General features: G+C 50.3%; 8 protein-coding genes. 6 read left to right on the top strand and 2 right to left on the bottom strand.

Annotated features, from left to right (window positions below; translation table 11 throughout):
* Positions 1-3,902: hypothetical protein (locus tag VIM87_RS13685; RefSeq protein WP_331997535.1), on the bottom strand; the 3,902-nt coding region annotated here is incomplete at its 3' end.
* 825 nt (positions 3,903-4,727) lie between these two features.
* Between VIM87_RS13685 and VIM87_RS13680 the strand changes: the two genes are divergently transcribed.
* The 5 genes from VIM87_RS13680 (at position 4,728) to VIM87_RS13660 (ending at position 13,088) form a co-directional block, all read left to right on the top strand.
* Positions 4,728-7,289, top strand: coding sequence for a hypothetical protein (locus VIM87_RS13680; protein WP_331997534.1), 2,562 nt, complete (start codon positions 4,728-4,730; stop codon positions 7,287-7,289).
* A gap of 47 nt (positions 7,290-7,336) precedes the next feature.
* Positions 7,337-8,245 (top strand): transglutaminase-like domain-containing protein, encoded by a 909-nt coding sequence (locus VIM87_RS13675; protein WP_331997533.1) that lies wholly within the window; start codon positions 7,337-7,339, stop codon positions 8,243-8,245.
* A 289-nt stretch (positions 8,246-8,534) separates the two neighbouring features.
* Positions 8,535-10,388, top strand: coding sequence for a chloride channel protein (locus VIM87_RS13670; RefSeq protein ID WP_331997532.1), 1,854 nt, complete (start codon positions 8,535-8,537; stop codon positions 10,386-10,388).
* 87 nt (positions 10,389-10,475) lie between these two features.
* Positions 10,476-11,081: an NAD(P)H-dependent oxidoreductase gene (locus VIM87_RS13665; protein ID WP_331997531.1), complete on the top strand. Its 606-nt coding sequence runs from the start codon at positions 10,476-10,478 to the stop codon at positions 11,079-11,081.
* Positions 11,082-11,150: 69 nt separating this feature from the next.
* On the top strand, positions 11,151-13,088 hold the full coding sequence (locus VIM87_RS13660; RefSeq protein WP_331997530.1) for a monovalent cation:proton antiporter-2 (CPA2) family protein: 1,938 nt from the start codon (positions 11,151-11,153) through the stop codon (positions 13,086-13,088).
* 20 nt (positions 13,089-13,108) lie between these two features.
* Here VIM87_RS13660 and VIM87_RS13655 read toward each other — a convergent pair whose 3' ends face one another.
* Positions 13,109-13,372 carry a hypothetical protein gene (locus tag VIM87_RS13655; protein WP_331997529.1) on the bottom strand — a complete coding sequence of 88 codons (264 nt, stop codon included), beginning with the start codon at positions 13,370-13,372 and terminating at the stop codon, positions 13,109-13,111.
* Between the two features lie 84 nt (positions 13,373-13,456).
* Between VIM87_RS13655 and VIM87_RS13650 the strand changes: the two genes are divergently transcribed.
* On the top strand, positions 13,457-14,005 hold the full coding sequence (locus tag VIM87_RS13650) for a cupin domain-containing protein (protein WP_331997528.1): 549 nt from the start codon (positions 13,457-13,459) through the stop codon (positions 14,003-14,005).
* Position 14,006 lies beyond the last annotated feature (1 nt).

Here is a 14,006-nt window from a genome sequence, read left to right as displayed (position 1 = left end):
GGCAGGCCCAGTATCAGGCGAATGCTATCGCCCGCCATGCCGGGGTGCTGGAATTGCAGGTGCTGGCCTATATAACCAATACCTACATTAGAGCGGATGTGGGAGGCCGTAGTGGTATCCCCGTCTATAGCATTACCCGGGTTGGTTACACTGCACAACAGGCAAATGCTGAGCGGTGCGGTGTATACCGGGCTTTGCTGCGCATTGCTGTAGGTACAGGGCAAACCGCCGGGTGCATTCACCAGCTGTATAACGCCTACTGCGCGGGTGCGGCTGGCCTGGTTAGAGGCATTCACCGCCTCTGCATATACTTTACCATTTGCAGTTATGGCAGGGGTAGTATAAATAGTATCTGTAGCCAGCACTACGCCGCCGCTATCCACACTATACCAGCGGTAAGTAAGCGCCGGATCAGGATTGGCAATACGGAAGGTGGCCCTTTGGCCGGTGCTTACATAGGCGGTATCGGGAATAATATCCGGTACCGGCGGTAAGGTGGAGATAATAACGTAAACGGGCGTACGCTTACTGCTGCAGCCGCTGGAATCGGCCTGCACATAATAAACAGTATTGGAATCCAGCGCAGCGGTTATGAACTGTGCGCCGGTGTGAATGGCTGTGCCGCCGGTATTTGCTGTAAACCAGCGGTAAGTATAATTAGCGTTGGGAGATATTACGTTAAAGGTGGCAGTATGCCCTTTGTCTATTGTAATGGTGGACGGGTTCACCGCAACAGCAGGCAGGCCCAGTTTTACCTGAACCGGCGTGCGGGTATTGCTGCCGCAGGCATCTGCACCGGTGGATACTGCTTCTACATAAAAAGTAGTATCTGAAGTAATGTTGCCGGCGTTAAAGGTGGCGCCGGTGAACAACAGGTTACCGCCGGAATAGGAATCGTACCAGCGGAACACGCTACCTGCAGGCAAAGTAGCCTTTAAAGCTACACTGCCGCCGGGGCATGCCCTTACCACGCTGTCTGCCACCACGGCGTTGGGCGGGGTGAATTTAGCGTAGTAGATCCTGAAGGAGCTGATGGCTGCCAGTAAAGCGTTGAAATCTATTTTTACACTGTCGAATGCTACGCCGGGCGCAAAAACAATTTCTCCGCGGGTAGTATCACCCAGCAGATGCAGATCCAGCAGGGCTGCGTTATTAGCCTGCGCTACCTGGGTATTACCGCTATACAGGGTAAAGGTTAAACCGGATAAGGCGCCCAGGTTTAACAGGCCGGTGTTGACGCCCACGCCTATACGCAGCGTATCCTTAGCGCCGCTTAATGCGCTAAAGCCTAAACCCTGGTACACCCCGCCCAGCAGGCCAATGGTTACACGCAGCTCAGATGCGCTATTCACATCGCCATCAATGGCCAGTAAGGGATTTATTACGGAACAACCCAAACACGCTACACCACTGGTGCCGGCGGATTGTGTGGCGGCGGCCCCGCACAGGAGGTTATTCACCGCCTTGGCGTAAATGGGTACAGCTGTACGTATCAGGCTATGTAAGCCATCGTTGGGTGAAAATGCTTCTACATAATACACCTTGTTATCCAGTATGTCCGGTGTGGTAAAGTTAGCGCCGGTAAATACAGGCGTGCCGCCGGTTGGTGTTTCATACCAGCTGAAGGTAGCATTGGGAATACGCGGAATACCGGCTGTAAAGCTGGCCGTTTTGCCCACTTCTACGGTATCGGATGCGGGGTTTACCCTGGTTACCTGTACCGGCATCATGGCGGCGGCTTCATATACATTTAAACCGTCTAATAAACCTACGGTAGAGGTAAGGTCTATACGGGTACCATCAAACGGTTGTGTAGCGGCAAAGGCTACACGGAATTTATTAATACCGCCGTCTATGCCCAGCAGGTCCAGCTTAATAAGGCTGCTGTTCAGGAAGGTGGCATCACCATTAGGGGTGGCGCCATTGAAAGTTTGTACCCGGATGCCGTTCAGCAGATTGGCGGTAGCCAGGGGATTGTTCTGCGTACCTAAGAAAAATACCACGCTGTCGCCGGCCTGGTATTCAGCCGGGAAGCGGATCTGCTGCCCTACGTAGGTAGCTACGCCTACCGGCAGCACCAGGCGCGAAGCGGTAGTGGTATCTTCATCTACAGCCAGGTTAGGGTTGTTAACGGCGCACAGCACGCAGGCAATACCGCCGGTTATGGGGCTTTGCTGGTCCACACCATACGTCCACAAGGGGCCGGCACCACCGGCTACTATTACGGGTACGGCTGTACGTTTAAAGCTGGTTTTACCCAGCGGGTCTACTGCCTCTACATAGTAAGTAGCATTACGGGTAAGCGGCGGGGTGGTAAATGTACCGGTGGCCAGCGGTGCGCCACCGGTGGGAGATGCGTACCAGTTGTAGGTAGCGCCTGCTATACGCGATGAGGGTGTTAAAGTAGCGGTTTGATGATAAGCCACAGTATCGGGCGAAGGGGTAACCGTTACCGGCACCATAGCCACGGCTTCATATAATTTAAGGTTTTGCGCCAGCGAAAGCGATGCGGTAGATCTCAGGTTCACCTGCACTGCATCACAGGTATCCTGTATGGGCAGTGTAACCCTGAATTTACGGTTGCCTCCGGAAAGGCCCAGCAGGTCTATCCGCGCCAGCTGAGCATCCAGCACCGTTGCATCATCGTTTGCTACCGGAGCGCCCAGGATAGCATCATGATAGGTTTGTACAATGAGGTTAGGTAATAGCTGTCCGCTAAGGAGGTTGGCCGGTGTTTCCAGGATCAGCACCAGGCTATCGCCGGGGTAGTACACACCCGGGAATATCACCCGCTGGCCTAATGTGGTGGCCAGTCCCAGCGGCATTGTGAAAGCTGATGCGGTGGTAGTATCGCCGTCTGCCGCCTGTGCGGGATTGCTTACCGAACACAGAACGCAGGCAGCGCCGCCAACAAAGGGCCCGTCCTGTTCATCGCCATACGTCCAGATAGGGCCGGGTGCGCCGGACACTCTAACTACAACGGGCGTACGTATATAGCTGCTTAAATTATCGGGAGTAGTAGCCTCTACATAATAGGTAGCTGCTGCTGTAAGGGGCGGGGTATTAAAGGTAGCGCCGGTATGCAGGGCAGTGCCGCCGGTGGGGCTGCTGTACCATTTGAACTGTGCGCCTGATAAGCGGGATGCCGCGGTGAAAGAAGCGCTTTGCCCTGATACTATTACGGTACTATCGGGGTTTACGGTCACCGGTACAATGGCTGCGGCCTCATAGATCCTTAAGGAGCCTAAAGCTGCCAGTACGGAACCGGTAGTTACCTGTATGGCATTAAAGGCCTTTGTTACCGGTATAATTGCACGGAACTTACTGGCTGCGCTGCCTAACAAATTCACCTGTACCAGGGAACCATTTAAAGCGGTTGCATCATTATTCAGTATTCCGTTATTGAGCGTTTGTACGGTAATGCCGGACAATAAGCCACCGGCCAGCAGCTGGCCGGGCACTTCCAGGTCCAGCGCTATTTTATCACCGGCCTGGTAATCGCCGGCAAAAGTAAGCCGCTGTGTTACAGTACCGCCTACACCCACCAGTGTTACCAGGGCGGAGTAGGTAGTGGTATCGCTATCAACGGCGCGGGCGGGGTTGGTTACCCCGCAGCCCAGGCATATGCCGGTAACAAAATTGCTTTGGGTAGCGGCAAAGCTCCATAAGGGGCCGGGTGCTCCGCCAAAAAAGCGTATAGCCGTTTCCTTTAGGGCAAAGGGAGCAAAGGGATGATCCTGCAGGTAGGCCTGCTGCCAGCTGTTATAGGTTTGCCGGGAAAATACAGCCTTTGCAGGGGCAATACGGGCATAGGCTCCCATAGCCACGAGCAGCGGGATACAGGAGATGACAGCAAAAATAAAAGCTCTTAAAGAACCTTTAGGAGTAACTTTTAAATGCATAGACAGCAAATATTAGTTTGGTAGATATAATGCGTTTTGGTTTTACATAGTGATCACTATGCATCTAAACTCTGGCCAGGTTACGAACGGGGAGTAAGGTTTCAAACGGATCTTAAGTTTCTTACTAGCAGATTAAATTGAAAGCAAAATCACAACTTATCGGTATAGCATTTTTCACAATCTGTTAAAGAAGTGTTATTGTATTCGCCTAACGAAAGTACTCTCAAAAGGGAGGAAACGAAAATTCATTTCATTCATGTAAGCGCCTATGTTCAGACTTATTCAGTAAATATCGTTTTGTTCATTTTGTTCATTTAAGAATTGTTGTGAGAGGAAATATATCAGGAGCTCCGCATTTTATAGAACGGCGATATGTAAACGCGGAAAAAAGATGTAGGGTTTTATGTAGGGGGGTAGAGTTGCACTAGGGTTGCGCAGCAATTACGGAGCCTTTTTAGGAGGGAAGCATACCAATAACACCCGAATCAGACTACCCTTACACTGCTTAAAAACAACGCCTGCAATTGAAGCGCAGTTTCACTACTCATTTAAATAGCTGATAAGAATAACCGTATCAGTAATGCAGTAACCGGTATCGATTGCAAAAATATTCTTCATGGGAATATTAATGTGTGATCATACTGTTAGATATAATATTTTCCCTCTAAAGCCATGCAATATTTTAGCAGCCGGACCTATCTAACATTTGTTATCACTGCTATTGCAGCCGATCTATTTTGCTAAATAAAAATCTAAATGTGTAATCTATACGTAACTATTCATGGAAATCTAAAGTCAATCACCTAAAATCCATTATTGTTCCCTATGATAGATCTATCCTATGATTTTATCGTAGCGCTGCAAAAAGAAGTGCTGTATAGATTTGGCGTGGAAGTAATGTTACCGGGGGATTGTAAGCATCTCTCCCAATCTATCCTGGACGCCACAACTAAGCTGGTAAGTGAAACCACACTTAAACGTGTATTTGGTTTTGCTGTTGCCCAGCATAGTTTTTCGCGTTATACACTGAACACCTTATCGCAATATTGCCGGTATAAGGATTGGGAAGATTTTCAAACCCATCAATACAAGCAGCTGAGTGGAGATATTATTGTTGATAACGATAAATGGTCTGATCTTAAGAATAAGGCAGACGCTGTTTCCTATTACACCATTGTAACCTTAAAGAACCGTTCCGGCATTCCTTTTAACTACACTGTACCGCGGCAATACTGCACCGCGCATATTGAACGTTTCCTGGAAAGCGACTATGCAGCTACTGCACTTATTGCACCTTCCGGCTGGGGTAAATCCGTTACATTAGTTCATTTAGCCGAGCATTTCTGGTTTGGCCGGGAGGCCCGTTACAAACAGGATATCTGCTGGTTCATACATGCGCATGCAGCCGGCAGCCTGCTGTTAAAAGGCTTCTCCCTCTCATCCTGGCTGGATAACCAGCTGAATCTTGGCAGCGGTGAAAACTTCCGGGAATACTTTGCCCGTAATTTTGATAAGAAGGGCGGCCGCCTGGTGCTGATCATAGACGGCTTTGATGAAATAGCTGTGGCAGGCGATAAGCTGCGCCTTATGTACACCAAGCTGGAAGACTTTGTGTATTCCAACGATCTGTTCCCCTGGGTGAAAGTGATCCTTTCTATCCGCAGCAATACCTGGTCAGAGATCTTCCAGCACTCCGTGCAGTACCCTGCCTTTCGCCGCTACTGGTATGTAGGCGCTGAAATGGATGAAGAAACCAATACCAATCTGCCCCTGCTTACTGAACAGGAAGTAAAATCCGTTTTATACAATCATCAGTTTAACCCGGTAACGGTACGCACTTTCAGTGAACCCTTCCTGCAAAAGCTGCGTTACCCTTATTACCTGCAGCTCTTTTGCCAGCTGAATGCAGGGCCGGACCAATCGTTTATAGATGAGCACCTGAGCCTTTTTGAGATCGTATCGCGGTTTGTGCAGCAGCGGGTGTTTAATTCCCAGAATAATTCCTTTAAGATCAGGATCCTTGACCAGCTGCTGGACCTGCTGGACTATGGACGTAACGGACAGTACACGGATAAGATGCTGTTGCTGAACCAGCAGGATATGGCCCTTGTACAAGCGTATAAAGAGCTGCTGGCCGATAATATACTGGTGGAGGAAAACCTGAGCCAGGAGATCATGTTCCATGTGAAGGTGCGCTTTGCGCATAACTTTCTGCTGGAATATTTTACCGCCATGCATTTTGTGCGGGAAAGCGGGCAGCTTACAGACGATATGCTGCAGCAGATCCTTACGCATTTCCCCGCATCTGCTTACCGGGGCAGCATATTTAAATGGCTGCTGCGGTATGCTATTAACCAGCGGCAAACAGACAGCGTGCATAAAATACTTTGCCTGCCGCTTTCCGCCCCCGAAAAATCTGTGCTGCTGGAATACCTGGTGCTGCACTACCAGCAGGAGGGCGACCGGCAGCAGGACCTGAAGCATGTTTTTCCGCCCGGCTATTTTAAAAAGTACCCGCTGAACAGCTTTATCAGCGATGACTTTTTGCACCCCGGCAAACGCAAGGTGCTTACCGCATTGCTTACACTGGCCGAGGCGCCGGAAGACCGGCTGAAGATACGCAGCATCCTGTTCCGCCTGGCGCTGCTGCAGCTGGATGCGGAACAGTGCGAGCAGGAGCTGAACAACATTAAGAAGATCTGCGCCAAAGAACCGCAGGATGAAGGGTTGTGGCTAAGTCCCTATGAAATATGCCTGTTCATTTATGAGTATATGAAATTCGGGATCGTGAATGAAGGCATCCGTGAAAAGATCTACGATTATACACGCTACTGGAATGGCAGCAGCCGGCAGTCTATTACCGTGGCGCAGGAAATTGTGTACCGTAACATGGGATTTATATTCCTGCTGCTGGAAGATTATGAGCACCTGTTTAACTTCAGCAAACGCTTGTTTGCCTATCACCCTGCCCTGCCCTACCGCACTACGGACAGCTTACGCCAGGTACTGCTTTGCTGGCAGGCCTATGCACAGCTGCAGCTGGGAGACCCGGACACGGCTTCCAAAATATGCCGCCATGTAGACACGGTACTGAGCAAAAACGCAACGGACCATTACTGTATGCGGCATGTGGAAACGCTGCAAAAGATCATTATGGCGCAGGTGTATGATAACCGGCAGGAGTATAGCAAGGCACTGCGTACGGCAGAAGGGGCTATGGAAATAGCGCTGAAGCAGGACCTGAAGCTGCTGGCGCTCCTGAACTTTTCCCTGCTGCGGAGGATCTATAAACAGCTGCAGCTGGAAAAACAGCTGGATCAGGCGCAGCAACAGGTAGAACTTTTCCATAAAAGCACCTCCTTTAAACAAACGGCCCGGTTATGGTAAAGAGGTAGAATGATTACATTTGTAATTTACATTTTACCTTCATATGAATGGCAATTGATGAAAGCAGATACTCCGGCCTGCAGCAATTCCTGCTCAACCTATTGAGCCTGTTAACCGTGCTGCCCCTGGCGCCGTACCTGAACCGGTACCTGCCACAAATAGTGGCCGGTGGCTGGCACCTGGATATGATGGTGGCCATTATCCTTTCCTTTTTATTTACCCGCCTGCTGCTGTGGATCTTTAAACCGCTGATCATACCGGCGTTTTTGCTGGTATGCGGGGTGCTGGTATTCAACTACTTCACTGACAGCTACAGCTTTAGCAACGTTTTAAACGATTATAAAGGCGTGGTACAGGGCAACTGGGGCGCCAAGGACAGCAAGCAGCTGGACATTTTAAGCCTGTACCCCCGCCGTGTGGAAACCTACCGGGATAAAACCGTACGGGGCATAAAGTCGCGGGTGGATTTCCAGGATTCTGTGGTACGCAACTTTTCTGTGCGGCACTCCCTGGAAGATTTTGATGAATATTTTCCAAAGTATGGGCGGGTGGTACGCTTTCTTTCCCTGTTCCGCTACATTAACACCCATTTCAAATATGTGCAGGATACCCGGCGTGATGAATATTTTGCCACGGCCCGTGAAACCATCTTAAACGGGCTGGGTGGGGATTGTGATGATCACTCCATTCTTATGGCGGCCTGCCTGCAATCCATTGGCGCCCAATGCCGTATTGTGCTTATCCAGGGGCATGCTTACCCGGAGCTGTACTGCGGCAGCAAAGAAGATTTTGAGGCCATGAAACAGGCTATTATCACACTTTTTCCCCGGCCGGCAGTAAAGGAGATCTATTACCACGAAATGAAAGGCAGCTACTGGATAAACCTGGATTATACCGCCCGCCACCCCGGCGGCCCTTATATGAATGATAAGGTGTATGCGCTTATAGAATTATGAGCCTGTCGGCTCACAATTCTATAAGCACAGTCTATGGTCGATGGTCCATAGACCATGGCCTAGTGCGTATGGCGGGTTGCTCGTTGAATGGGCTGCTGTCCACGGACGACGGTTTACGGCCCATTGCATAGTTCGTATAGCTTGTTTAGCGTGATGAACTGCAACTACCTGTTAACGTATTATTTACAATCCTGAACCATGCCATGGACTATGGACCATCGACCATGGACCAGTATGGTCAGCGATGGCCCGCAGGCCATCACTAACCATACTTTATTACATTTGCACCATGAGCCATTACAGCCGGATACGGAAATACCATAGCTTTTTCAGATTTAAACAGGATTTTGAGCGGTACAGCCTGAAAAAGGCCCGGAGCTACGAGATCATTATTCATTGGCTGCACAGCAAAATGAGCCGCACCCAGTTCCTGATGCTATCCGGTATACTGGTTGGTACTGCTGCCGGGCTGGGCGGTGTGGCGCTGAAAATGCTGGTGCATTACATTCATTATGTTATTACGTATAAAGTACATTTCAGCACACAGATCATATTTTATGCGCTGTTCCCTTTCCTGGGTATTGTGCTTACCACGCTGATGGTGATCTGGTTCTTTAAAGGGCAGGCACGCAAAGGCATTCCGGCTATTTTGTATGAAATAGCGCAGAACAGCAGCCTGGTGCCGGCTGTTAAAATGTATTCACAGATCTTACAAAGTGCAGTAACCGTGGGCCTGGGCGGCTCTGCCGGGCTGGAAAGCCCCATAGCGGTAACAGGCGCGGCCATCGGCTCCAACTATGCACGCATTTACCACTTAGGCTATAAGGAAAGAACGCTGCTGCTGGCAGCCGGCGCTACGGCCGGTATTGCGGCTGCCTTTAATGCACCCATTGCAGGTATGATGTTCGCGTTTGAGATATTGCTCACCGGCGTGGTGTTCTCTGATTTTATTCCGCTGATACTGGCGGCCGTATGCGGCAGCCTTTTATCCAAGGTTATTTTGCAGGAGGAGGTATTGTTCCACTTTCAATCGCGCGAGCCTTTTAATTATCATAATCTTCCTTACTACATTATACTCTCCATCCTATGCGGGTTGTATGCCCGCTACTTTGTAGTGCTTTCCCAGTGGGTGGAACATTTTTTTCACCGCCGGCAATGGAGCAAGCTGCAAAAGGCCATGCTGGGCGGCGGGGTGGTAGCGGTGTTGTGTGTGATGATGCCGCCGCTGTTCGGGGAAGGTTACACCTCTGTAAAGCTGCTGGTGAACGGCGATGCAGGTAATATTATAGAGCACAGCTTTTTACGGTACGTACATCTTGAAAACTGGATCGTGCTGCTGTTTGCGGGCAGCGTATGCCTGCTGAAAGTGTTTGCCACTTCCTTTACCATTCATAGCGGAGGCAATGGCGGTAACTTTGCACCATCCTTGTTTGCAGGCGGTTTCCTGGGTTATTTTTTTGCCATGGTATGCGAGCAGGCAGGTATGAAGGATGTGCCGGTGGTGAACCTGGTGATTGTGGGCATGGCCGGCGTAATGAGCGGTGTGCTGTATGCTCCGTTAACCGCTATTTTCCTGATCGCAGAATCCAGCTCGGGGTACGACCTGTTTATTCCGCTGATGCTGGTATCCACGATTTCTTTCCTGATAGGCAAATGGTTCTCCCCCATTTCACCGGACCTGAAAGAGCTGGCAGATGCAGGTAAGATCTTTACCCGCGAGCATGACCGCAATATATTATCCATCCTGAAAATTGAGCCGCTGATTGAAAAGGATGTGCAGCAGATAGATATACAAGCTTCCCTGCGGCAGCTGGTGGAGCTGGTGAAACAGGGTAAACGGAATATGGTGGCGGTAGTGAACCAGCAGCAATTCCTGGAAGGTATTATTACACTGGAAGATATACGGCCTATTATGTTTAACCCTTCCCTGTACGATACCACTACTGTAAGGGAGCTGATGAAAGCGCCGCCCGCACTGGTGCACCCGGAGGACAGCGCTGCTTTTGTAATGCAAAAGCTGGATGAGACCCATAGCTGGAACCTGCCGGTGGTGGAGCAGAACCGCCTGCTGGGATTTGTATCGAAATCCGGTATCCTGAATCGCTATAGACAACTGTTACAGGAGTACTCCAACGATGATTAATTAAGAATGAATAATTAAGAATTAATAATCGTATGAAGTGTTTCCCAATTATTATTAATTGTTCATTATTAATTGTTAATTTATTGCATGGCAAAGATACTCATTCTGTTTGCGCATCCTGCGCTGGAGAAATCACGCATACATGCCGGCTTGCTAAAGAACATCAAAGGCACGCAGGGCGTTACGCTGCATGACCTGTACGAGGTATATCCCGATCTGAATATAGATGCAGACCGGGAACAGGCGCTGTTGCTGCAGCACGATATTATTCTTTTCCAACACCCGTTTTACTGGTACAGCGCACCGGCCATTATTAAACAGTGGCAGGACCTGGTGCTGGAACATGGATGGGCCTACGGGCATAACGGCAAAGCCTTAAGCGGCAAGCGGATGGGCAATGTGATCAGCACCGGCGGCTCACAGCAATCATATACGGTTGAAGGGCACCATGGCTGTACTATTCATGATTTTCTGCTGCCCTTCCGGCAAACGGCCCGTCTTTGTAACATGGAATATTTGCCGCCTTTTGTAATACATGGCACTCACCGCCTGAAACGGCAGGACCTGCCTTTTTGCTGCATGCAATACCGGGAAACGCTGGAAGCCCTGCGGGATGATAAGTACAGCCCGGCCATGCTGCAGGAAGCCACCTACCTGAATGATCTGATAGCGCAGATCAGTGAGCATAACTGACAGCACTTTTCAATGTTTAATATAATACGGGCAGCAACCATTTGCCAACCTTCTTAAACCTTTGTACGGATGAACGAGCATTCCTTTTTCTTTACTGCCATGATATACCTGGCCGCGGCGGTAGTATGTGTACCGGTGGCTAAAAAGCTGGGGCTGGGATCTGTGCTGGGCTACCTGCTGGCCGGCATTTTCATAGGGCCGAATGTAATGGGGTTCATTGGCGCTGAAGGGCAGGATATTCTGCACTTTGCGGAGTTTGGCGTGGTAATGATGCTGTTCCTGATAGGTATTGAGCTGGAGCCTTCGCTGCTCTGGAAGCTGCGCGCGCCCATTATTGGTTTGGGCGGTATGCAGGTGCTGATCAGCACCGCTGTGATCTCTGTTATTGCCTGGTGGATGGGACAGCCCTGGAATGCGGCGCTGGCGCTGGGTATGACGTTCTCCCTTTCTTCTACCGCCATTGTATTACAGATCTTAAAAGAAAAAGGCTGGATGCCTTCTGCTGCAGGACAAAGCGCTTTTTCCGTGCTGCTGTTCCAGGATATTGCCGTAATTCCCATGCTGGCTATTTTTCCCTTACTGGCCCCGGTGGGCGCTGTTACCAGCACCGGCGGGCATACCGCCAGGGAGGGGCTGCCCGGCTGGATGCAAACGCTGATGGTGTTTGGCGCGGTGATCACCATTATACTGGCAGGGCGTTACCTGGTAAGGCCGCTACTGCGGCTGGTGGCGCAGGTACGGGTGCGGGAGCTGTTCACCACCTTTGCGCTGCTGCTGGTAGTAGGCATCTCCGTGCTCATGACCTTAGTGGGCCTGAGCCCCGCGCTGGGCGCATTCTTAGGCGGGGTGGTGCTGGCCAATAGTGAATACCGGCATGAGCTGGAAAGCGATATAGAACCTTTTAAAGGTTTGCTGTTAGGACTGTTCTTTATTGCCGTAGGCGCTTCTATAGACTTTAAGCTGATATTTGCCCACCCCCTGATGATGGTAGGGCTGGTGCTGGCCCTGATGATGGTGAAATGCCTGATCTTAATGGGCCTGGGTAAAATATTTAAGCTAAGCACGGACCAGAACCTGCTGTTTGGCTACAGCTTATCGCAGGTAGGTGAATTTGCTTTTGTGCTGCTGTCCTTTACCCGCCAAAACGGTATACTGCCGGATACCACTGCCAGCATGATGACGGCCGTAGTGGCGCTTAGCATGGCCTTTACGCCGCTGGTGATACTGCTTTATGAAAAGCTGTTGCAGCCCCGCTTTACCATTACGGAAAACAATACCCGGGAGGCAGATGCCATTGCCGAAAAGAACCCGGTGATACTGGCCGGTTTTGGAAAAACAGGGAATGTGATCGGCCGCTTTTTGCTGGCCAATGGCGTGCCTACTACTATCCTGGACCTGGACTCTGACCGCATAGATATGCTGCATAACCTGGGTATACGCGCCTATTACGGTGACGCATCCCGCCAGGACCTGCTGCATGCCGCCGGCGCGGCAGAGGCTAAAATAATTATTATTGCTACGGATACTATTGACCAAACAACGGAAATAGTAAAAGTGGTGCGCCAGCATTTTCCCAACCTGCAAATGCTGGTAAAGGCGGCTACCATACCGGATACCTTTGACCTGATGGAGCTGGGCGTGCTGCATATTTACCGGGAATCGCTGGATACTTCCCTGCGCATGGGCGCCGATGCGCTGCATATGCTGGGTTTCCGCGCCTATAATGCGCGCCGCGCTGCCAGCACTTTCCGGCAGCATGATGAAAAGGCGCTGAAAGAGCTATCGGCCCTGCGCGATGACCGCAAAACCTACCTGAATACTTTTAAGGAACGTATTGAAGAAATGTCCACGCTCATTCAAACGGATAAGGTTAAACCCTGGAACGATGAAATACTGAGCTGGGATGAACGCTCCCTGATGGAAGAAGAAGGAAACCCGGAAGTAAATGAAATACCGGGCGCCAGTGGTAGTGCAGAAATATTGAATGTAAAAAAAGAAAATACGTAGTATTTATTTTTCACTTCCGGTTACTCAGCACCGGCCGTTCCTTCGCCATTTACGTGGGCGGCTATACGCTGCGCTACCTCTTCCAGCAGGCCGGCATCTATATTTCCTGCCTGGTCATGGTTATCTGCAATGGCGCGCGGGTAGCCTTCTTCATCCGGCTCAAAGGTAATTTCATGCTGCTGTATGATCACCTTATAAACGGTTTTATATTGCTGGTCCCAGGTCTTTACCTCCAGGATATGCGGGTGCCCTTTGTATTCAAATTTCAGTAAAAAGTTGTCCACGATGCTTAGGTTTTTTCTGTTGTTTCAAAAGTAACCGTTTTTGTGGTACAAGAGTTGAGGCTATTTAGAAAAATCTAAGTGTTTATGGCCCAGCTTGTTTTATTATCCAGCGAAATACAACCATATGCCTTCCGGGACGATGGCATTTTTCCCAATAACCCACACTTACCTGCTTTATTTTATGAAGATTGTTTGCAGGTGCCGGATGACTTTACCGCTGCAGCTGCTATAGAAGCGCTGTTCACCAGTAATGGGTGGACGGGCATCTGGGAAAGCGGGATCTATAATTTTCATCACTATCACAGCACCTCTCATGAAGTAATGGGCGTTTGCAGCGGCGAAGCCACGATACAGCTGGGCGGCCCGCACGGCATTGCACTGGAAGTAAGAATGGGCGATGTGCTGATCATACCTGCCGGTGTGGCGCATTGCAGCCTGAATAGCAGCGCTGATTTCAGCTGTATTGGCGCTTACCCTCCCGGGCAGGAGCAATATGATGTTTGCCGGGGCGATACCAGTGAAAGGCCGGAGGCAGACGAACGCATTGAGCATTTACCGTTACCTGCAATAGACCCGGTGTATGGGGCAGATGGCCCACTGCGCCAGTATTGGTTAGAGTGGCGGCTGGCCTAGC

Origin of the sequence: Chitinophaga sp. (assembly GCF_036569125.1) — a bacterium.
Taxonomy (GTDB): Bacteria; Bacteroidota; Bacteroidia; order Chitinophagales; family Chitinophagaceae; genus Chitinophaga.
This window is presented reverse-complemented; position numbering and strand designations above follow the sequence as displayed.